This window comes from Sphingomonas taxi (assembly GCF_000764535.1).
Taxonomy (GTDB): Bacteria; Pseudomonadota; Alphaproteobacteria; order Sphingomonadales; family Sphingomonadaceae; genus Sphingomonas; species Sphingomonas taxi.
In genome coordinates this window covers 3,135,044-3,154,546 of sequence record NZ_CP009571.1, presented here as the reverse complement: position 1 = coordinate 3,154,546, position 19,503 = coordinate 3,135,044, and the positions used below count along the sequence as shown (strand labels likewise).

General features: G+C 67.2%; 18 protein-coding genes and 1 tRNA gene. 8 read left to right on the top strand and 11 right to left on the bottom strand.

The window, feature by feature from the left end:
- Window positions 1-947: 947 nt before the first annotated feature.
- Together MC45_RS18630 and MC45_RS14335 are read right to left on the bottom strand one after the other, a co-directional pair.
- A complete protein-coding gene (locus tag MC45_RS18630) occupies window positions 948-1,286 on the bottom strand; it encodes a GrlR family regulatory protein (RefSeq protein ID WP_052075684.1) in 339 nt (112 codons plus the stop codon).
- Window positions 1,287-1,717: 431 nt separating this feature from the next.
- Window positions 1,718-1,942, bottom strand: coding sequence for a DUF2188 domain-containing protein (locus tag MC45_RS14335; RefSeq protein WP_038664534.1), 225 nt, complete (start codon window positions 1,940-1,942; stop codon window positions 1,718-1,720).
- 166 nt (window positions 1,943-2,108) lie between these two features.
- On the opposite strand from MC45_RS14335, the gene MC45_RS18985 reads away from it, so the two are divergent.
- Together MC45_RS18985 and MC45_RS18980 are read left to right on the top strand one after the other, a co-directional pair.
- Window positions 2,109-2,462, top strand: a complete 354-nt coding sequence (locus MC45_RS18985; RefSeq protein WP_081974451.1) for a helix-turn-helix domain-containing protein — start codon at window positions 2,109-2,111, stop codon at window positions 2,460-2,462.
- A gap of 202 nt (window positions 2,463-2,664) precedes the next feature.
- Entirely contained in the window at window positions 2,665-3,027 is a 363-nt protein-coding gene (locus MC45_RS18980) for an ImmA/IrrE family metallo-endopeptidase (RefSeq protein ID WP_342666986.1), read from the top strand.
- A gap of 138 nt (window positions 3,028-3,165) precedes the next feature.
- Here the strand turns inward: MC45_RS18980 and MC45_RS14325 are convergent.
- Window positions 3,166-3,240: transfer RNA gene (locus MC45_RS14325), tRNA-Gly, on the bottom strand.
- 153 nt (window positions 3,241-3,393) lie between these two features.
- Here MC45_RS14325 and MC45_RS14320 point away from each other — a divergent pair.
- From MC45_RS14320 to MC45_RS14310, 3 genes are read left to right on the top strand one after another with little or no spacing between them, the layout of a single operon-like run.
- Window positions 3,394-4,167: a hypothetical protein gene (locus MC45_RS14320; RefSeq protein ID WP_038664528.1), complete on the top strand. Its 774-nt coding sequence runs from the start codon at window positions 3,394-3,396 to the stop codon at window positions 4,165-4,167.
- Window positions 4,076-5,629 (top strand): Y-family DNA polymerase, encoded by a 1,554-nt coding sequence (locus tag MC45_RS14315; RefSeq protein ID WP_038664526.1) that lies wholly within the window; start codon window positions 4,076-4,078, stop codon window positions 5,627-5,629. The genes MC45_RS14320 and MC45_RS14315 overlap by 92 nt, the downstream gene beginning before the upstream one ends.
- Window positions 5,630-5,651: 22 nt before the next feature.
- Complete coding sequence (locus MC45_RS14310; protein WP_038664522.1) at window positions 5,652-8,981, top strand: error-prone DNA polymerase; 3,330 nt, start codon at window positions 5,652-5,654, stop codon at window positions 8,979-8,981.
- Between the two features lie 111 nt (window positions 8,982-9,092).
- On the opposite strand, the gene MC45_RS14305 is transcribed toward MC45_RS14310, so the two are convergent.
- Together MC45_RS14305 and hisC are read right to left on the bottom strand one after the other, a co-directional pair.
- Window positions 9,093-9,998 carry a prephenate/arogenate dehydrogenase family protein gene (locus tag MC45_RS14305; protein ID WP_038664519.1) on the bottom strand — a complete coding sequence of 302 codons (906 nt, stop codon included), beginning with the start codon at window positions 9,996-9,998 and terminating at the stop codon, window positions 9,093-9,095.
- Window positions 9,998-11,092 carry a histidinol-phosphate transaminase gene (hisC, locus tag MC45_RS14300; protein WP_038667493.1) on the bottom strand — a complete coding sequence of 365 codons (1,095 nt, stop codon included), beginning with the start codon at window positions 11,090-11,092 and terminating at the stop codon, window positions 9,998-10,000. The genes MC45_RS14305 and hisC overlap by 1 nt, the downstream gene beginning before the upstream one ends.
- A 61-nt stretch (window positions 11,093-11,153) precedes the next feature.
- Between hisC and metX the strand changes: the two genes are divergently transcribed.
- The 3 genes from metX (at window position 11,154) to MC45_RS14285 (ending at window position 13,342) form a co-directional block, all read left to right on the top strand.
- Window positions 11,154-12,269, top strand: coding sequence for a homoserine O-acetyltransferase MetX (metX, locus tag MC45_RS14295; protein ID WP_038664516.1), 1,116 nt, complete (start codon window positions 11,154-11,156; stop codon window positions 12,267-12,269).
- Complete coding sequence (metW, locus tag MC45_RS14290; protein ID WP_038664513.1) at window positions 12,266-12,853, top strand: methionine biosynthesis protein MetW; 588 nt, start codon at window positions 12,266-12,268, stop codon at window positions 12,851-12,853. The genes metX and metW overlap by 4 nt, the downstream gene beginning before the upstream one ends.
- Window positions 12,854-12,940: 87 nt before the next feature.
- Entirely contained in the window at window positions 12,941-13,342 is a 402-nt protein-coding gene (locus MC45_RS14285) for a response regulator (protein ID WP_052075827.1), read from the top strand.
- On the opposite strand, the gene MC45_RS14280 is transcribed toward MC45_RS14285, so the two are convergent.
- From MC45_RS14280 to MC45_RS14255, 6 genes are all read right to left on the bottom strand, one after another.
- Complete coding sequence (locus tag MC45_RS14280; RefSeq protein ID WP_052075826.1) at window positions 13,343-14,815, bottom strand: PAS domain-containing protein; 1,473 nt, start codon at window positions 14,813-14,815, stop codon at window positions 13,343-13,345.
- 116 nt (window positions 14,816-14,931) lie between these two features.
- The gene (gene ssb / locus MC45_RS14275) at window positions 14,932-15,516 is read right to left on the bottom strand and encodes a single-stranded DNA-binding protein (protein WP_038664507.1); all 585 of its coding nucleotides are present in this window, start codon (window positions 15,514-15,516) and stop codon (window positions 14,932-14,934) included.
- A gap of 18 nt (window positions 15,517-15,534) precedes the next feature.
- Complete coding sequence (gene feoB / locus MC45_RS14270; protein ID WP_038664504.1) at window positions 15,535-17,397, bottom strand: ferrous iron transporter B; 1,863 nt, start codon at window positions 17,395-17,397, stop codon at window positions 15,535-15,537.
- Between the two features lie 2 nt (window positions 17,398-17,399).
- Entirely contained in the window at window positions 17,400-17,675 is a 276-nt protein-coding gene (locus MC45_RS14265) for a FeoA family protein (protein ID WP_038664500.1), read from the bottom strand.
- Window positions 17,676-17,884: 209 nt separating this feature from the next.
- On the bottom strand, window positions 17,885-18,538 hold the full coding sequence (locus tag MC45_RS14260; protein WP_038664497.1) for a COQ9 family protein: 654 nt from the start codon (window positions 18,536-18,538) through the stop codon (window positions 17,885-17,887).
- Window positions 18,535-19,485 carry a DMT family transporter gene (locus MC45_RS14255; protein ID WP_052075683.1) on the bottom strand — a complete coding sequence of 317 codons (951 nt, stop codon included), beginning with the start codon at window positions 19,483-19,485 and terminating at the stop codon, window positions 18,535-18,537. Before MC45_RS14255 ends, MC45_RS14260 begins: the two co-directional genes overlap by 4 nt.
- Window positions 19,486-19,503 lie beyond the last annotated feature (18 nt).

Genomic DNA, 19,503 nt, shown 5'->3' with positions numbered 1-19,503 from the left:
CCGGCTGGACATGCGCGCATGCCACCCGGCCTAGAAGTATGGTTCCAGACCGGTTGCATTGCGGAGAGGTTCTGACGCCCCACCCGCCGGCTTTCACGACGGGCAAGGGTGATAGTACGGCCGGCGGCGGCGAATTGGCAAGTGATGCCTACAACAGCTGCGCAGCTTCTTTCGGCTTTAAATCAGGGACGGCGTGCAGCCATGCCCTGGACCAGATCAGGGGCAGCCTGTCCTTCAACCCTTATGGGTTACTGAGAGCATAGGTGTGAATACGTTATTCGGTAGGCGGGTTATTAGCTGTGTCTTAACACTCGAGCGCCAACATATAGCAATGAAGGAATATCCTGCCCCCGACTGGCTACGTGTCCGGCAAGTCACTGATGCCGAGTATGCGAGCTGGCTAAACGGTCAAACCAGTTCCATTTGGAAGCGCGAACGACGTAGTGGCAAGCGTGCACACGCCACACCGTCCGATCTGAAGCAGGCTCTGCATAAAGCTGCTCATAAGAGTGATGGACACGATCCGTATACAGGCAACAGGCTCTTCGTTGATCACCTAAGGGCTGGTTGGACTGATCCACAGGCCAGCTTGAATGGGAATCGCCATCACCTCACGCTGCGCAGATGCATGCCGTCGTTCGATCACGTCAGAGGGGTAGGGCGATCAAAGTACGAGCTGTGCACGCGTGAGACGAACGCAGCAAAAAGCTTTATGTCCCCCGCGCAATTCATAGATCTGTGTGGTCGCGTCACGAGCCATCAGCATCAAAAAGCTAGCGCAGCCGCGGCTTAGTAAGCACGTTGCCAGTTGAATTGCAGAGGATATCGGAATGCTTGGCAAGCAATAAATTCACATTGCTGTAGTCGTTTTGCGCTTCCAAAAGCGCTTCAACGCTCAAGGCCGTTAAGTCTTTGAGCATGTCTTGCCGGCACGGCGATTAAAAGCCCTAATCTGCCATTTGCGAAAGCCGTATCGTAAACAGCACCAGCTGCTTTAGAATTGCTCCCTGCACCTTAACCATATTGGCGTCGTCCACTACGCCGTTCAGCTCTACGCGGACGTCGTTCAGCCTAAAGGCGTGCACTGCACCCGGTACGTGCCGGTGCTGGATAAGCGAAAGGTCGGCCGAGAACTCTTGCTCGTCCTGCCTGTAGATGCCTAGGTAGGCTATACCGCTGTCGCCGCCGCGCAGGCGGCCATCGTGCAGGTAGGCAACGCCATGCTCGGCACCGGAGCGCGTCTCTAAGCCGAGCTTGTACAGTCCGTTGAGCAGCTGGTCGGCCATTCTCGTTCCCTGGCGCGTGCGGCGGCGGGGAGCGGCGGCGGCTCCGAGCCGCTGAGTTGGTGCTTGGGTTGATGTTGCGGGTGGGGGTGGACCAGTGACGGGTAGTTCGATCTATCCGCTAATTTCCACTCGTGTTTGTCCAGACCAACAGCCGCCAACGGATCGACCCTTGCGCAGCGGAGTGCTGATGATGGTTCTGGGGCGGGAATCGATCGCCTTCGTTTGAGGTGACCTCTCTCTTGCAGCCCTGGCATTTGTATATGCCTGAAAGCGGCACGGTCTGCGCCGGACCGTATTCAGTCTTCCAGACAGCTTCCGAACCGTCGCAGGTCGAGACGTTTGTGCCGGCAACATACCAAGCCATTGAAGTACTCCTGTCGTAAACAGACGATTGTAAAAGAGGGGCCGCTCTCGCGACCCCTCAAGTCTTGTTAGCCCTCGGGCGGGAACGGGTCGTGCCCATAGGACCACGACTCGCGGAACTGGCCATCGCGGCCCTGGATGCGAAGCTCGGCACCCTGATTCTGGGCAATTTCGCGGCCGCGGGCGATCGCGGCAGCCTGGGTGTCATATGAGCCGGTGAGACGGCTATTGCCCTCGCCGCGCACGCCCCAACCGCCGCCGTTCCGAACGACATACTGATTCTTACCACTCATTCTTGCAGTTCCTTCACCTTGGTGGCCGACACTTTCGCTTGACACAAAGAGGCGGAAGTGATTCGTCCGTTTCAGATGTAAGGCAGTTTCGTCCGAGAGGCGACTTGTCTTACGTGTGAGACACTATCGCTGTGTTGCACGTGCGTCAAGGACGGTTGGAGACATTATGACGCTGCCTATCGAGGAGCTAGGGCGATTAATCGCGCGCAAGCGGGGTGGGCGCGGGATACGCGCTGCGGCCGCCGAGGCTGACGTTAGCCCTGCGACCCTGTCTCGCGTGGAGAACGGCAACCTTCCTGACCTTGGAACCTTCGCGAAGATTTGTCGCTGGCTGGAGGTAGACCCGGCGAAGTTTCTAGGAGTCGAACGTCCTGCGGGGCAAGCGGCGACAAAACGAGCCGTCGCCCATTTCAGGAAGAAGCCCACCGTCTCCGCCGAGACGGCAACCTCGCTGGGCGCATTAATACTGGCAGCGCAAAACGCCCGGCGTGCCCGATCAGAATTGACGAGCGGAGACTAGCGTGCGCAGGGGCTTCAAAGCTGACGCTGAGCGTCGGGCGCTTAGCGCGCGTACGGAACTTGGCTTACCGGCGCTTGGTCCGCTTTGCCCATGGGCTTATGCTGCCCATCGGGACATTCTAGTATTTGAAGCCAAGGATCTTGCGTTGCCCGATGTGCACATGAGGCAGCTGCTCGTGCATGATCCAGATAGCTGGTCCGGCATGAGCCTCGTCGAAGACGGTGTTCATTTGGTCGTGCTCAATTCGGCGCAGAGCCGCGCTCGCAGAGCGGCCACGCTTATGCATGAGATTGCGCATATCGACCTGGACCATGCTCCGTCCGAGGTGAGCGTCTCCCCAAGCGGTCTTGTCCTGCTGTCTGACTATTCTGCGGATCAAGAAGATGAAGCGGACTGGTTAGGAGGCGCTTTACTCCTGCCAGAGTCGGCGCTGCTACATCATCGCAGCCGCGGCGCGTCCATTGAATGGATCGCCGCCGAGTATGGCGTTAGCGAGCCATTGTGCACGTGGCGGTGTCGGATGACGGGCGTCGAAAAGCGTATGGCGTTCAAACGAAGAGCGTAGCCGGCGCTCGGCAGCATCTTCCGATCAGCTTATGCAAGCTAACCCCTGCGAGGTACCCCACCGTTACCCCATAGCCGTAAGCTGCTACCCTTGGCCTCGGCGGCCAGCCTCTAAGTGGCTGCAAACACTGTAGAAAACTGGAGCGGGCGAAGGGATTCGAACCCTCGACCCCAACCTTGGCAAGGTTGTGCTCTACCCCTGAGCTACGCCCGCTCTGGCGCCTTGAAACGGCTGCTCATGCTAGCCACCGTTTGGGTGAGGCGCGCCACTAGCAGCGCTTTTCCGGGGCTGCAACAGCAATCGTACAAAATCAGCAACACGATTTCGGCTTGGCGACTCAGTCATAAGAACATTACAAGAACATTTATGAGCGACTCGTCCGCCCTGATCGCCCGTTTGCGGCGCCTTGCCGCCGGTGACGGCGCTGCGCAAGGTGCCGCGGCGCCGGTCGACGCTTGGCTGGCGCACGGGCTGACGGGTGCGCAACTGCATGAAATCTATGCGGTCGAAGAGGGCGATGGGCCGAGCGGCGCGGGCTTCGGCATCGCCGTCGCGCTGGCGGCGCGGGCCATGCCGCTGCTGTGGCTGCGTACCGAGGCGTGCGAGCGGACGCAGGGGCGGCTGCATGCCAGCGGGCTGATCGAACTCGGCCTGTCCGCCGAGTCGCTGGTGCTGGGAATCGTCGCGGACGAGGCGGCGCTGCTGCGCGCTGCGGCGGATGCGGCGCGCTGTCCGGGGCTAGGGACGGTGCTGGTCGAAAGCGTCGGCCGCGCGCCGGGCTTCGATCTCACCGCGACGCGGCGGTTGATGCTCGCCGCCGAATCGTCGGGCGTCACCGTCCTGTCGCTGCGTATCGGTGCCGCGCCGACCGCAAGTGCGGCGGCGACGCGCTGGGGCGTGGCGGCGGTGCCGTCGATCGCGCTCGACCAGGGCACGGGCGCGGGCGCGCCGGGCTTCGCCGCCTTCGATGTGGAATGTCTGCGCCGGCGCGGCGGCCCCGCGGGGCAGCGCTGGCGCGTGGAGTGGGATCGTGATGCCAAGAGTTTCCGTGGAGCGTCGCTATCTGGCGCTGGTTTTTCCGTGGCTCCCGGTCGAGCGGCTGCGCGCCACCCGGCCGCACCTGTTCGCCGGACGGGGTGAGACGCCGGTCGCCTTCGTCGAGACCGTCGGCAATGCCGTGCGGCTGACCGCGACCGATCTCGCCGCGGCGCGGATCGGGCTGGAGCCGGGGCTGACCCTCGCGGATGCGCGGGCGCGGGTGCCCGAGCTCGAGGTGTTCCCCGCCGATCCGCATGCCGATATGGACTGGCTGGAACGGCTGGCGGACGGCTGCACGCGTTACAGTCCGACGGTGGCGCTGATGCCGCCCGACGCGCTGGTGATCGACATCGCCGGCTGCGCGCATGCCTTTGACGGCGAGCGTGCGCTGGCGGCGGATGCCGAGGCGCGGATGGCGCGGCGTGGCATCCTCGCCCGCCATGCCTTCGGCGACACGCCCGAGATCGCGCGGGCGCTCGCCCGTTATGCCGGCGCGCCGGCGCCCGACGAGACCCGCGCGGTCAAGCGGCTGCCGGTGGCGGCGCTGGAGCTGGATGCGGATGCGACGGTGGCGCTGACCCGGGCCGGGCTCAAGACGGTCGGCGACGTGATGGCGCGGCCGCTGGCGGGGATCGCCGCACGCTTCGGCGAGGAGGCGGCGACCGCGGTGCGTCGGCTGGCGGGCGATCACAAGGCGCCGGTCAAGCCGCGGGTGCGCGTCGCACCGGTCGCGGTCGAGCGCCGCTTCGCCGAGCCGATCGCGCGTACCGAATACGCTCTGGAGGTGCTCGAGGATCTCGCCGCGGACGCTGCCGGGACGCTGGCGGAGCGGCAGCAGGGCGGCCGGCGCTGGGAGGCGCGGCTGTTCCGTGCCGATGGCCATATCCAGTCGCTGCGCGTCGAGACCGGTCAGCCGACGCGCGACGTGGCCTTGCTGATGCGGCTGTTCGCCGAGCGGATCGACAGTCTCGCCGATCCGCTCGATCCGGGGTTCGGTTACGACCTCGTGCGGCTCGACGTCGCGCTCGCCGAGCGGCTCGACGCGGCGCAATTGCGGCTGGAGGGCGGTGCCAGCGCGCGCGAGACCGGCGCCGGGGCGGGGCAGGTCGCACAGCTCGTCGACCAGCTCTCGACCCGGCTCGGCCGCGGCCGGGTGCGGCGCTTCGGATCGCGCGACAGTCATATCCCCGAACAGGCCGAATTGATGCTGCCCGCCACCGCGGACACGCCGGCGAGCGCGTGGCCGGCGACCGAGGACGGCGAGCCGCCGCTGCGCCCGATCTATCTGTTCGACCCGCCGCAATTGATCGAGAGCGTGATGGCCGAAGTGCCGGACGGTCCGCCGCATCGCTTCCGCTGGCGGCGGCGGGTGCATGAGGTGGCGCGGTCGGAAGGGCCGGAGCGGATCGCCGGCGAATGGTGGCGCCGCCACGACGCCGCGATCCCGACGCGCGATTACTATCGCGTCGAGGATCGCCGCGGCCGCCGCTTCTGGATCTTCCGCCACGGCCTGCACGACGAACAGGCGCATCCGCGCTGGTATCTGCACGGGTTGTTCGCGTGAGCGTGGCGGACGGCGATCGCCGATGACCGCATTCGCCGAACTCGTCGCGGCGACCAATTTCTCGTTCCTCGAGGGCGCGAGCCATGGCGAGGACATGATCGCGCAGGCGGTGGCGCTGGGCCATGCCGGCATCGGCATCGCCGACCGCAACACCGTCGCCGGGGTGGTACGGGCGCACAAGGCGCTGCGGCTGATCCGTGCACGGGCGATCGAGGGCGGCTTCGCCGATATCGACTTCAAACTGGTGGTCGGCGCGCGGCTGGTGTTCGCCGACGGTACGCCCGATATCGTCGCCTATCCGACGACGCGGCACGGCTGGGGGCGGCTGACGCGCCTGCTGACGATGGGCAATTTGCGTGCGGTGAAGGGCGATTGCATCCTCGGCTTCGGCGACCTGCTGCGGCATCTCGACGACCTGCTGCTGATCGTGCTTCCCGCATCGAGCGCCCGTCCGCACGAGGCGCGCGACGGGGCGATGCTGCCGCCGCCACGCAGCGATGCGGGGCTCGGCGAGACGATCCGACGCCTCGCCGGCGCCGCGCCGGATCGGGTCTGGTTGGGCGTGACGATGCCACGCGCCGGGCGCGACCGTCGTCGGTTGGCGCAGCATGCCCGGCTCGCGCAGGCGATGGGCGTGCCGCTGCTCGCCACCGGCGACGCGCTGTACGCCGAACCGGCCGATCGACCGCTGCACGACGTGCTCACCTGCATCCGCCTCGGCACGACGATCCGCGCGGCCGGGCGCCGGCTCGCCGCCAACGGCGAACGCCATCTGAAATCGGGCGAGGAAATGGCGCGGCTGTTCGCCGATCTGCCGCAGGCGGTCGCGGAGAGCGGGCGCATCCTCGACCGCATCGCCTTCACGCTGACCGATCTCGCCTATGAATATCCGCACGAGCCGGTGCCGGCGGGCTGGGCGCCACAGGCGTGGCTGGAGCACATCACGTATGCTGCGGCCCGCAAGCGCTTTCCCGAGGGGATACCGGCGCGTCTGCAAAAGCTGCTCGACGAGGAACTGCCGCTGATCGCCGAGCGCCAATATGCTTTCTACTTCCTCACGGTGCACGACATCGTCCGCTTCGCGCGCGAGGAATGCGATCCGCCGATTCTCTGCCAGGGTCGCGGATCGGCGGCGAATTCCGCGGTCTGCTGGCTGCTCGGCGTCACCTCGGTCGATCCGATGCGCTACGACCTGCTCTTCTCGCGCTTCGTCTCCGCCGAGCGCGACGAGCCGCCCGATATCGACATCGACTTCGAGCACGAGCGGCGCGAGGAGGTGATGCAATATATCTATCGCCGCTATGGCCGGCATCGCGCGGCGATCGCGGCGACCGTCATCCATTACCGCCCGCGCAGCGCGGTGCGCGAGGCGGGCAAAGTGCTGGGCCTGAGCGAGGACGTGACGCAGCGGCTGACCAGCACCGTCTGGGGCAGCTTCGCCGACCGGTTCGAATCCAAACACCTCGGCGAGACCGGATTTACCGTCGACAATCCCGAGATCGCGCGGCTGCGCGACACGGTCGATCGGCTGATCAAATTCCCCCGCCATCTCTCGCAGCACGTCGGCGGCTACGTGCTGACGCAGGGGCGATTGGACGAGACGGTGCCGATCCATCACGGCGCGATGGCGGACCGGACCTTCATCGAATGGGACAAGGACGATATCGACGAACTGAAGATCATGAAGGTCGACATCCTCGCGCTCGGCATGCTGACCTGCATCCGCAAGGCGTTCGACCTGATGCGCGACAACGGGCTGGAGAGCCACGATCTCGACAGCATCCCGCCGGACGATCCGCCGGTCTACGACATGCTGTGCAAGGGCGACAGCATCGGCGTGTTCCAGGTCGAGAGCCGCGCGCAGATCAACATGCTGCCGCGGCTGCGCCCGCGCAAATTGTACGATCTGGTGGTGCAGGTGGCGATCGTCCGGCCGGGGCCGATCGAGGGCGATATGGTCCATCCCTATCTGCGTCGCCGGGCGGGCAAGGAGATCCCCGAATTTCCCGCGCCGCATCCGCCGCACGATCCCGACGAGCTGCGCAATCTGCTCCGCGAGACCTATGGCGTGCCGCTGTTCCAGGAACAGGCGATGAAACTCGCGATCGTCGCGGCGGAATTCACGCCGGGCGAGGCGAACCAGCTGCGTCGCGCGATGGCGACGTTCCGCAACGTCGGCGGCATGGAGGATTTCCAGGCCAAATTGGTCGAGGGGATGGTCCGCCGCGGCTACGAACGCGACTTCGCGATGCGCTGCTACAAGCAGATCGAGGGCTTCGGCAGCTACGGCTTTCCCGAAAGCCATGCGCTGTCGTTTGCGCGGCTGGTCTACGTGTCGTCGTGGATCAAATGCTTCCACCCGGCGGTGTTCGGCTGCGCGATCCTCAATTCGCAACCGATGGGTTTCTATGCGCCGGCGCAATTGGTGCAGGATGCGCGCGCGCATGACGTCGTCGTGCGGCCGATCGACGTCAACGCCAGCGGCTGGGACAATGCGCTCGAACCGCTCGACGATGGCGGGCTCGCGATCCGGCTCGGCTTTCGGCAGATCGACGGCTTTCGCGAGACGTGGGCGACGGATCTGGTCGCGGCGCGCGCGGCGGGGGCGTTCGCCGATATCGAGGCGGTGGCGGCGCGCGCCGGACTGCCCAAGCGCGGCCTCGACCTGCTCGCCGATGCCGATGCCTTCGGTTCGATCGCGCTCGGCCGGCGCGATGCCTTGTGGGAGGTGCGGCGCACCCCGCCCAAGCAGCTCGCATTGTTCGCCGCGGCGGACGCGCCCGAACTCGGCCGCGAGGTCGATGCGCAGCTTCCCGCGATGCCGGCGAGCGAGGAGGTCGCGGCGGATTACCAGACGACGCGGCTGTCGCTGAAGGACCATCCGATGCGCTTCCTGCGGCCGCTGTTCGCCGCCGAGGGGATCGTCTCCAGCGCGCAGGCGGGGCGGCTCCGGGACGGGCGGCGCGCGCGGATCGCCGGCGTCGTGCTGGTCCGCCAGCGGCCGGGCAAGGGCAATGCGATCTTCGTGACGATCGAGGACGAGACCGGCGTCACCAACGCGCTGATGTGGGCGCGCGATTTCGAGGCGAACCGGCGCGCGGTGATGGCGGCGCGGCTGCTGGTGCTGGAAGGCGTGATCCAGCGCAGCGAGGAAGGCGTGATCCACCTGATGACGGTCAAGGCCTATGATCGCAGCGTGGAGCTGCGGCGGCTGTCCTCGGACTACAACGCCGAGACGCCGCTGCTGCCGGTCGACGAGGTGATCCGTCCCAAGCCCATCAGCAGCCGCGACCCGCGTGGCCAGCATCCGCGCGATGTGCGCATCATGCCCCCGTCACGCGATTTCCATTGAGGGGGCGGGGCCATCGGTCCCCTCGTTCGCCCTGAGCCTGTCGAAGGGCAGTGGGTCTCACCTGCCCTTCGACAGGCTCAGCACGAACGGTCGGGGGATTGGTGTACGATCCTAATGACTCCGGCCGAAGTCCGGCTTGGCGTCGTCCTGGCCCTGTTCGATGATCGAGCGGCGGATCGCGCGGGTGCGCGTGAACAGGTCGAACAACTGGTCGCCGTCGCCCCAGCGAATCGCCCGCTGGAGCATTGTCACGTCCTCGGTCAGCCGCTGGAGGATCTCCAGCACCGCCTCGCGATTGTTGAGGAAGACGTCGCGCCACATCACCGGATCGGAGGCGGCGATGCGGGTGAAGTCGCGGAAGCCGCCCGCCGAGAATTTGATCACCTCGCTCTGCGTCACCTCTTCGAGATCGCTGGCTGTGCCGACGATCGAATAAGCGATGAGATGCGGTACATGGCTGGTCACCGCGAGCACGAGATCGTGGTGGCGCGGCGTCATGATCTCGACCTGCGCGCCGAGCGCCTCCCAGAAGGCGCGTAGCCGCGCGACGGGCGCCTCGGCCGTGCCTTCCTCGGGGGTCAGGATGCACCAGCGGCCGCGGAACAGCGTCGCGAAGCCCGCCTCGGGGCCGCTATGTTCGGTGCCGGCGACGGGATGGCCGGGGACGATCGTCGCCTCGGGCAGCACCGCGCGCAATGCCGCGAGGACGCTCGCCTTCGAGCCGCCGACGTCGCTGACGATCGCCTCGGCGGGCAGATCGTCGGCGAACTCCGCCGCCACCGCGCCCATCGCGCCGACCGGCACGCACAGCATGACGAGATCGGCATCGATCACTGCCGCACCCGCGCTGTCGGCGATATCGTCGGCGAGCTCGATCCGCGTCGCGATCGCGCGCACCTCGGGATCGGCGTCATAGCCGGTGATCCGCACCGTCGGCATCGCCTGCCGCACCGCGCGCGCGACCGACGAGCCGATCAGCCCGAGCCCGACGATCGTGACGCGCGCGAACGGCAGCATCAGCCGGCGCGCCCGGTCTCGGCGCGCAGCACCGCGACGACGTCGCGCATCTCCGCCTCGGTGCCGATCGTGATCCGCAACGCCTGCGGCAGGCCCTGACCGGGCAGCCAGCGCGTCGCATAGCCCGCCGCCATCAGCGCCTTGTACGCATCCTCGGCGGTCAGCAGCCCCTCGAACAGCACAAGTACGAAATTGGCCTTGCTCGGCACCGCGCGCAGGCCCGGCAACGCATCGACCTGTTCGCTGAACCAGCCGCGCCATTCGCGATTGTGGCTGCGGCTGCGCTCGACGAAGCCGGCATCGCCCAGCGCCGCGATCGCCGCCGCCTGCGCGCCGATGCTGAACGCGAAGGGCGCGCGGATGCGGTGCATCGCGTTGATGATCTCGGGCGATGCATAGCCCCAGCCGACCCGTTCCGAGGCGAGGCCGAAGATCTTTGAGAAGGTGCGCGTCACCAGTACGTTGGAGGCGGTGCGTGCCAGCTCCAGCCCGCCGTCGTCGTCCTCGGGGTCGAGATATTCGGTATAGGCCTGATCGAGCACCAGCAGCACCGACTCCGGCAGGCCGGCGTGCAGCCGCGCGATCTCGTCCTTCGTGCTGTAGGTGCCGGTCGGGTTGTTGGGATTGGCGACGAACACGATCTTGGTCTTGTCGGTCACCGCGGCGAGGATCGCGTCGACGTCGGTCGCATAGTCGCGGTCGGGCACCACGACCGGGGTCGCGCCGACCCGCCGCGTTGCGATCTCGTAGACCGCGAAGCCGTAGCGGACATGGATGATCTCGTCGCCCGGCCCGGCGAAGGTGCCGGCGGCGAGGTGGAGCACCTCGTCCGAGCCGGTGCCGTAGATCAGCCGCTCCGCCTCGACGCCGTAATGCGCGGCGAGCGCCGCGCGCAGGTCGATCGCGGCGGCGTCCGGATAGCGTTCGAGATGGTCGGCGGCGTCACGATAGGCGGCGCGGGCCGGCTCGGGCGTGCCGAACGGATTCTCGTTCGACGACAGTTTGACGACTTTGCGGCCATCCTCGCTGGTGGCGCGGCCGGGGACATAGGGCGCGATGCCCAGGATCCAGGATTTGGGGGCGGGTGCGGTCATGCGCATGGCCTTAGCGGGCGCGTGCTTGCGTTGACAAGAAGAGCGCCGTAGCGACCCGGTGATGACCGGGGACGACCGTTTCGGATGCAACCGCCATGTCACGCTGCCGGGGCCGCTGCGCCTCGACGGCGGCGTGCTGCTGTCGCCGGTCGAGATCGCCTATGAAACCTATGGCAGCCTCGCGGCCGACGGCGGCAATGCGATCCTCGTCTGCCATGCGCTGACCGGCGACCAGCACGTCGCCTCGACGCATCCGCGTACCGGCAAGCCGGGCTGGTGGACGCGGATGATCGGGCCGGGCAAGCCGATCGATCCGGCGCGCGACTTCGTCATCTGCGCCAATGTCCTGGGCAGTTGCATGGGCTCGTCCGGCCCGGCGAGCGTCAATCCGGCGACCGGGCGGCCGTGGGGGATGGCCTTCCCCGTCATCACGATCCGCGACATGGTCCGTGCGCAGGCGATGCTGCTCGATCATCTCGGCGTCGGCCGGCTGAAGGCGATCGTCGGCGGCTCGATGGGCGGCATGCAGGCGCTGAGCTGGACCGCGACCTTCCCGGAGCGGATCGACGCGGCGGTGATCATCGCCTCGACTGCGCGCCACACCGCGCAGAACATCGCCTTCCACGAGGTCGGGCGGCAGGCGATCATGGCCGATCCCAATTGGCAAAGCGGCGACTATTACGGCGGCGAACCGCCCGCGGCGGGACTCGCGGTGGCGCGGATGGCGGCGCACATCACCTATCTGTCCGAGGCGGGGCTGACCGAGAAGTTCGGCCGTCGCTTGCAGGCGCGTGAGGCGAAGAGCTTCGGCTTCGACGCCGATTTTCAGGTGGAGAGCTATCTGCGCCACCAGGGCCTGAGCTTCGTCGACCGGTTCGACGCCAACAGCTATCTCTACATCACCCGCGCAATGGACTATTTCGATCTCGCCGAGGAACATGGCGGGCTGCTCGCCAATGCCTTCCGCGCCAGCCGCGCGCGCTTCTGCCTCGTCAGTTTCGACACCGACTGGCTCTATCCGACCAGCGAATCGCGTAGCATCGTGCAAGCGCTCAACGCCGCCGGCGCGCCGGTCAGCTTCGTCGAACTGTCGAGCCCCTATGGCCACGACGCCTTCCTGCTCGACGCGCCCGAAATGAACCGCGTCGTCGACGGTTTTCTGCGGGGCGGACGATGACGCTCCGGCCCGACCTCGCGGTGATCGCCGATCATGTCGCGCCCGGCAGCCGCGTGCTCGACATCGGTTGCGGCGACGGCGCGCTGATGGCGGCGTTGCGCGACGACCGCGGCTGCGACGCGCGCGGACTGGAGATCGACGCGGGCAACGTCGCCGCGGCGGTGGCGCGCGGCCTGTCGGTGATCCAGGGCGATGCCGATGTCGATCTCGCCGGCTATCCCGACCAGAGCTTCGATTATGCGATCCTCAGCCAGACGTTGCAGACCGCGCGCGCGCCCGACGTGGTGCTTGACCATCTGCTGCGCATCGGCCGGCGGGCGTTCGTCAGTTTCCCCAATTTCGCGCAATGGCGGGTGCGGCTCTCGCTGCTTTGGGGCGGGCGGATGCCCGTGACGCACCAATTGCCCGAACAATGGTATGACACGCCCAATATCCATCACGTCACGATCGACGATTTCCGGGCGTTCCTGAAGGCGCGACAGGTCGTCGTCGAGGGCGCCTGGTTTCTGTCCGGCGACCGGCAGCGCAGTTCGGCGGCGGCCAATCTGCTCGCCCAGCACGCCGTTTTCCTGCTGCGGCGCTGAGCGAATAATGTTCGATTCCGACATGAATGTGGTAAAGAGCGGAACTATTTGCCCAAACGCTGGTTCGCCATCGTCAAGCCGGGACATATGATGACCAAGACCGCTCTGATTGTCGAAGACGAGATTTTCGTGGCCCTCGATCTGGAGCGCATCCTGATGGACGCCGGCTATACCGTCGCGGCGATCGCCGCGGACAGCGCCAGCGCGATCGAGGCGGCACCCGGTTGCGGCTTCGCCTTCGTCGACGTCAACCTGCGCGATGGCCCGACCGGCCCGGGCATCGCCGAGCGGATGGCGCGCGATTACGGGGTCAAGGTCGTGTTCGTCACCGCCAATCCCGCGCAGATCGACCGCGGCATGGACTGCGCGCTCGGCTACATCCGCAAGCCGTTCAGCGAGGCCGCGATCCTCGCCGCCGCCGCGTTCGCCACCGACGGCGAGAAGCCGGCCAACGACGACATCGTCATGCTCGGCTCGAATATCGCCTGATCAGCCCCGCCGGAATGCGGCCAGCGGTACGGTGATCGTCATCGCCAATCCCTCCGGACGCCAGTCGCGCGTCACCGTGCCGCCGAGCTGACGCACCGCCGACAATTCGATCAACTGGCTGCCGAAGCCTTGCGGTCCGTCGGGCGCGATTACCGGCGGTCCACCACGTTCGGTCCAGTAGAGCGTCGCCTGATTGTCGCCACGCACGACGGTGACGGCGATCGTGCCGGAGTCGGTCGACAGCGCGCCATATTTGGTCGCGTTGGTGGCAAGCTCGTGGAACAGCAACGCCAGCGGCGTCGCCGACCGGTCGTCGATCGCGATCTCGTCGCCGGTGACGATGATAGGCGGGTGGTCGCCGCGCTGATAGGGTTCGAACAATTCGCCGAGCAGGCCGTGCAGACTGTCCTGCTGCACCGCCGGGCGCGATTGCGGGCTGTGCGGCCGGACGAAATCGTGCGCACGGCCGAGCGCGGTGATCCGCTGGCGCAGGTCGGCGGCGATCGGGGCGAAGCCCGGCTGACTGCGCGCCGCGAACGAGATCAGCCCCGAGATGACCGAGAAGATGTTCTTGATCCGGTGCGACAGTTCCTGGCTGATCACCTCACGCTCGTGCAGCGCCAGTTTCTGTTCGTGGATGTCCGTACAGGTGCCGAACCAGCGCGTAATCCGGCCGTCGGCGTCGCGGATCGGCAGCGCGCGACCGAGCACCCAGCGATAGGTGCCGTCGAAATGGCGCAGGCGATATTCGATCTGATAGGGCTCGCCGGTCGCCAGCGAATGGCTCCACACCTCCCAGGCGCGCGCCTGATCCTCGGCGTGGAACACGTCGTTCCAGCCCTCGCCGTCGGTCGATCCCAGCGGCGTGCCGGTGAATTCATACCAGCGCGCGTTGTAATAATCGTGATAGCCGTCGGGGAGCGTCGACCAGACCATCTGTGGCATCGTATCGGCGAGCGTGCGGAACCGGTCCTCGCTGTCGGTCAATTGGCGGCGGGTCGCCCGGTCGGTCGCGCGCCACGCCGCCGCGTCACGGCTGTCGCGCAACCGCGCCATGACATTGTCGGCGAGCGTCGTCAGACCCTGCATCTGCAGCTTGGTCAGCCCCTGACGGGGAACGGTGTCGATGACGCACAGCGAGCCGAGCGCGATGCCGTCGTCGGACACCAGCGGTGCACCGGCGTAGAAGCGCAGGTGCAGATCGCCGGTGACCAAAGCATTGTCGATGAAGCGCGGATCCTGCGTCGCGTCGGGGATCACCATGATCCGGTCCTCCAGCATCGCATGCTGGCAGAACGACATCTCGCGAGGCGTTTCCGATACGTCGAGGCCGGTTCGCGACAGGAAGGTCTGCTGCGTCTCCTCGACCAGGCTGACCAGTGCGATCGGCGTGCCGCACAAGGCTGCGGCGAAGTCGGTGATCTTCTTCAGCGATGCGCTGTCGCGCAGCGATTCGAGATCATAGGCCTGCATCGCCGCCGTGCGCGTCGCCTCGTCGACGCGCCAGCCGGGGGCGACGGGCGCGCGCGCCGGTGCGACCGGCGGCACGCCGCAATGTAACGACAGGCCCGCAGGTGCGCCGGGATCGCTCAGAACGGCACGTCGTCGTCGAGATCGTCGGCGAAGCCTCCACCCTGGCCGAAGCTGCCGCCACCGCGATTGCCGCCGCCCGCAGGCGCACTGCCGCCGCGACCGCCGCTGCCGCCGCCATAGCCGCCGCTCGACGAGCCGCCGCCGAAATCGTCGCCGCCACCGGCCCAGTCGTCACCGCCGCCGGCGCCGCCGCGACCACCACCGCCGCCGCCACCACCCTGGCCGCCGCCGGGACCGTCGAGCATCGTCAGCACGCTGTTGAAGCCCTGCAGCACGATCTCGGTCGAATATTTGTCGTTACCCTGCTGATCCTGCCATTTGCGGGTCTGCAGCGCGCCCTCGATATACACTTTCGAGCCCTTGCGCAGGAAGCGCTCGGCGACGTTGGCGAGGCCTTCGTTGAAGATCGCGACCGAATGCCATTCGGTCTTTTCCTTGCGCTCGCCGCTGTTCTTGTCCTTCCAGGATTCGGAGGTGGCGATGCGCAGGTTGACCACCTTGCCGCCGTTCTGGAAGCTGCGGCTTTCGGGGTCGCGCCCCAGGTTGCCGACGAGAATGACCTTGTTGACGCTACCCGCCATGAAATGCCCCGAAAATGCCTAGAGGCCGGCGAACACCGCCAGCCAGTATGTGATCCCGGCCATGATGTAGGCGGCGGCGAACAAATAGCCAACCATGAACAGCGGCCATTTCCAGCCGTTGGTCTCGCGCCGGGTCACCGCGATCGTCGAGATGCATTGCGGCGCGAAGACGAACCACATCAGAAAGGCGAGCGCGGTCGGCAGCGTCCAGCGGCCGCGGATCTGGTCGGTGATGCGGTCGGTGCCGCCGCCGTCCTTGTCGTCGATCGCGTAGACGGTGCCGATCGCCGACACCGCGACCTCGCGCGCCGCCATCGCCGGCAGCAGCGCCAGCGCGATGTCGCGGTTGAAGCCGATCGGCTTGACGACATATTCGATGCCATGGCCGATCCGGCCGCCGATCGAATAGTCGACCGGGCTGACGCCACTGCCCTCGGGTGGCTTGGGGAAGCTGAGCAGCAGCCACAATATGACGGTGGTCGCGGCGATGATCGTGCCGGCGCGCTTGAGGAAGATTACCGCGCGCTGCCAGAGCCCGAGGACCACGTCGCGCAGCAACGGCACCTGGTATTTCGGCATCTCCATCATGAAGCCCGACGAGGCGCCCTTGGTCACCGTCCGGCGCAGCGCCAGCGCGGCGAAATAGGCGCCGGCGATACCGGTCACGAGCAGGCCGAACATCACGACGCCCTGCAACCGGATGAACGGCGCGAGCTGCGTATTGGGAATCATCGCGCCGATGATCAGCGTGTAGACCGGCCAGCGCGCGCTGCACGTCATCAGCGGCGCGATCAGGATCGTGGTCAGCCGGTCCTTCTCGTCCTCGATCACCCGCGTCGCCATGATGCCGGGGACGGCGCAGGCGAAGCTCGACAGCAGCGGGATGAACGCCCGCCCCGACAGGCCGACCGTGGCCATCAGCCGGTCCATCAGGAATGCCGCGCGCACCATATAGCCCGACGATTCGAGGATCAGGATGAACAGGAACAGGATCAGGATCTGCGGCAGGAAGACGATCACCGCGCCGACGCCGGCGATCAGCCCGTCGGTGAGCAGCGAGCGGACGAATCCGTCCGGCATCGCGCTTTTGATCACGTCCTGCAAGGCGGCGAAGCCCGCGTCGATCGCATCGGCGGGGACCGCGGCCCAGGTGAACACCGCCTGGAACATCACGAACAGGATGGTGACGAGCAGCAGCGGCCCGACGATCGGATGCAGCGCAACCGTGTCGAGCATATGCGCCCAGCGCCGGCCCGCGGTTTCCGAGACGGTGGCCGCGGTGGCGATGCGGCGGGCGCGGCGTTGCAGCTGGACGATATCGTCCTGCGTTCCCGCCGAGACGTCGGGCGCACGCGGTTTGGCCCCGCCGCCGACGAGATCGGCGATCGCACCGCGCAACGCGTCGATGCCGCGCCGGCGCACCGCGACGGTCGGGATCACTGGCACGCCGAGTTCGCGCTCGAGCACCGCGGCGTCGAGCGTCAGCCCGTCGCGCTCGGCGAGATCGACCATGTTGAGCGCGACCACCACGGGCAGGCCGAGCGCGATCAGCTGGAGCGTGAAGCGCAGATGGTTGTCGAGATTGGCGGCGTCGACCACTACGACCAGCGCGTCGGGCAGCCGTTCGAGGCTGCTCGCGCCGGTGACGACGTCGCGGGTGACGCGTTCGTCGGGGCTGGAGGGTTCGAGACTATAGGCGCCGGGCAGGTCGATCAGCTCGACCGGGCGGCCGTCGTCGAGCACCAGCCGGCCCGAATGGCGCTCCACCGTGACGCCGGGATAATTGCCGACCTTCTGCCGCGCGCCGGTCAGCGCGTTGAACAGCGCGCTTTTGCCGGCATTGGGATTGCCGACCAGCGCGACCAGCGGGGCTGCATGCACGGTTATTCGGCGGTGGCGGGAGCCACATGCACCGCGCCGGCGACGGCGCGACGCAGCGCGACGGTCATCCGGCCGATCCGGCAGGCGATCGGACCGCTACCGAGCGAGGCGCGATGCAGCACCTCAACCGCGACGCCCTCGTCGAAGCCGAGTTCGCGCAACCGCCGCGCCTCGGGCACCGCGAGGCGGGTCCAGTCGATCGCCGCCACGGTCGCGCGCTGGCGACGCGGGAGCGACACGAGGTCGAGGGCAGGAACGACGGTACGCGACATATCCATGATGCGACTGATTATCATTTACCCACGGGGGAGTAAAGCGGCGGGGCAAGGAAATGTCGATGGGGGCGGAGGCCAGTCCTGCCGGTCGCAACTCGCCCTTTCGGCAAGTGCGCCGCGTTCCTCATTTGCTCCGTCTCGCGCGGAAATCGATCGAACCTCATGGCGGCTTTATAGACAGTATCACCCGCAAAATGGGCGGGAGACCGGATTCACACCGCCGGATAGCGCAGCCGGCCGACGAACCGCGACAGGCTCGGCCGATGCTCGTAGCGTTTGGTGAACGCCGCCTTGGTCTTCTCGAAGCGCATGATCCCGTCGATCCGCCGCGCCAGGAAGGCGCGTGTGTCGGCATGGCCCTCGCTGTCGTCGTCGAGGAAGACGGTCATCGTCGCGGCATAGACGCCGAGCAGGATCGTCCGCTTGGTATAGTGATTGTAGTCGGTCGCGGTGTCGCCCGCCATCCGCCACATCAGGTCGACGCTGCGCCAGCCGAGCCGGGCGGCGCGCGATACGTTTTGCGGCAGCGCGAGGATCGCGCGCGCGCGACGCAGCGATTCGCGATCCGGTGCGACGATGGCCAGTCGCGCCTCGACAAGTGCGGTGATCCGCGCGCGGATCTTCATCGCCGCCAGTGTCTCGGGCGGCAGCGTCGCCGCCATCCGCCGGTCGATCGCCCCGAACCAGGCGTCGATCATTTCGATGGCGCCGCCCGAGAAGGCGAGCCGCGCGACGTCGCGGTCGATCCCGGCGCCATCGGCCGCCATGTCGCGCGCGGCGTCGCCCCAGCCGTCGAACGCGGCATTGGCGGCGATGCCTTCCGCGAGCGTCTCGCGGATCTCGTCGAGCGTCAGGTCCTGCGTCATGCTTCCATCTCCTGCACGGCTGCCTCCTGCGCCCGCCGGCGCGACGGTGCAACCTCGGCGCGGCGCACCAGCACCAACGCCAGCGCGACCAACGCGACCCCGACCCAATCTGGTCCCCGCAATCGCTCGCCATATTCGACCCAGCCGATCGCGCCCGCCACCACCGGCTGGATCAGCAGTCCGATGCCGATCACCAGCGGCGACAGGCGGCCGAGCGCGAAGATCATGCAGCCCTGGCCGATCACCTGGCTGACCAAGGCGAGGCCGACGAGCGGCGACCAATGCTGCGGCATCACGGTCTCGCGCAGCAGCAGCGCGAAAGCGAGCATCGGCAGCGCGGTCGCCGCACTCGCCAGCGCCAGCGCCGGCAGCGGCCGCATCGCCAGCCGGACCCGCGCCATCAGCACGATATAGAGCGTATAGAGGATGCCGGCGAGGATGCAGAGCAGGTCGCCGGCGAGGTTGCGCGAATCGAGCTGGTAGGAGCGCCCCATCAGCAGCCCCGCGCCGATCGCGGCGAGCAGCAGCGCGATCCCCTGCGTCCGCGTCGGCCACGCCCTGGCGACAAGGAAGCCGTAGAGCGGGTAGATCAGGATCGCCGAATTGCCGAACAGCGTCGCATTGGCCATCGTCGTGCGGACGATGCCGAGATGCCAGCTGGCGAGATCGGCGGCGAAGGCGACGCCGCCGATCGCCAGCATGACCCACAGGCCGGCGCCCAGCCGAGCCGGCCGGCCGCCGCTCGCCAGCGCGAGCCCGGCAAGGAAGGGGATGGCGAGCGCGATCCGCCAGAAGCCGGCGGCAACCGGCCCGACATCGGCGAGCCGGACGAACCACGGCCCGAAGGCGAGCGCGACATTGGCGACGACCAGCGCGACGAATGCGGCGCCCGGCGCCTGCCAGGTTGCCGCCGCGACAGTTTTTCTTCTGGGCCTAGCCTGATGCATGCCGCCCTGTAGCGCCCT

Excerpts from the sequence above, each read along its gene's own strand:
- metW (WP_038664513.1), top strand. The coding sequence starts at position 12,266 with ATGACGCTCCGGCCCGACCTCGCGGTGATCGCCGATCATGTCGCGCCC.
- MC45_RS14260 (WP_038664497.1), bottom strand. The coding sequence starts at position 18,538 with ATGACGCAGGACCTGACGCTCGACGAGATCCGCGAGACGCTCGCGGAA.
- MC45_RS14335 (WP_038664534.1), bottom strand. The coding sequence starts at position 1,942 with ATGAGTGGTAAGAATCAGTATGTCGTTCGGAACGGCGGCGGTTGGGGC.
- MC45_RS18630 (WP_052075684.1), bottom strand. The coding sequence starts at position 1,286 with ATGGCCGACCAGCTGCTCAACGGACTGTACAAGCTCGGCTTAGAGACG.
- MC45_RS14310 (WP_038664522.1), top strand. The coding sequence starts at position 5,652 with ATGACCGCATTCGCCGAACTCGTCGCGGCGACCAATTTCTCGTTCCTC.
- MC45_RS14265 (WP_038664500.1), bottom strand. The coding sequence starts at position 17,675 with ATGGATATGTCGCGTACCGTCGTTCCTGCCCTCGACCTCGTGTCGCTC.
- MC45_RS14280 (WP_052075826.1), bottom strand. The coding sequence starts at position 14,815 with ATGCAGGCCTATGATCTCGAATCGCTGCGCGACAGCGCATCGCTGAAG.
- ssb (WP_038664507.1), bottom strand. The coding sequence starts at position 15,516 with ATGGCGGGTAGCGTCAACAAGGTCATTCTCGTCGGCAACCTGGGGCGC.
- MC45_RS18980 (WP_342666986.1), top strand. The coding sequence starts at position 2,665 with ATGAGCCTCGTCGAAGACGGTGTTCATTTGGTCGTGCTCAATTCGGCG.
- hisC (WP_038667493.1), bottom strand. The coding sequence starts at position 11,092 with ATGACCGCACCCGCCCCCAAATCCTGGATCCTGGGCATCGCGCCCTAT.
- MC45_RS14320 (WP_038664528.1), top strand. The coding sequence starts at position 3,394 with ATGAGCGACTCGTCCGCCCTGATCGCCCGTTTGCGGCGCCTTGCCGCC.
- metX (WP_038664516.1), top strand. The coding sequence starts at position 11,154 with ATGACCGGGGACGACCGTTTCGGATGCAACCGCCATGTCACGCTGCCG.
- MC45_RS14305 (WP_038664519.1), bottom strand. The coding sequence starts at position 9,998 with ATGCTGCCGTTCGCGCGCGTCACGATCGTCGGGCTCGGGCTGATCGGC.
- MC45_RS14285 (WP_052075827.1), top strand. The coding sequence starts at position 12,941 with ATGATGACCAAGACCGCTCTGATTGTCGAAGACGAGATTTTCGTGGCC.
- MC45_RS14255 (WP_052075683.1), bottom strand. The coding sequence starts at position 19,485 with ATGCATCAGGCTAGGCCCAGAAGAAAAACTGTCGCGGCGGCAACCTGG.
- MC45_RS18985 (WP_081974451.1), top strand. The coding sequence starts at position 2,109 with ATGACGCTGCCTATCGAGGAGCTAGGGCGATTAATCGCGCGCAAGCGG.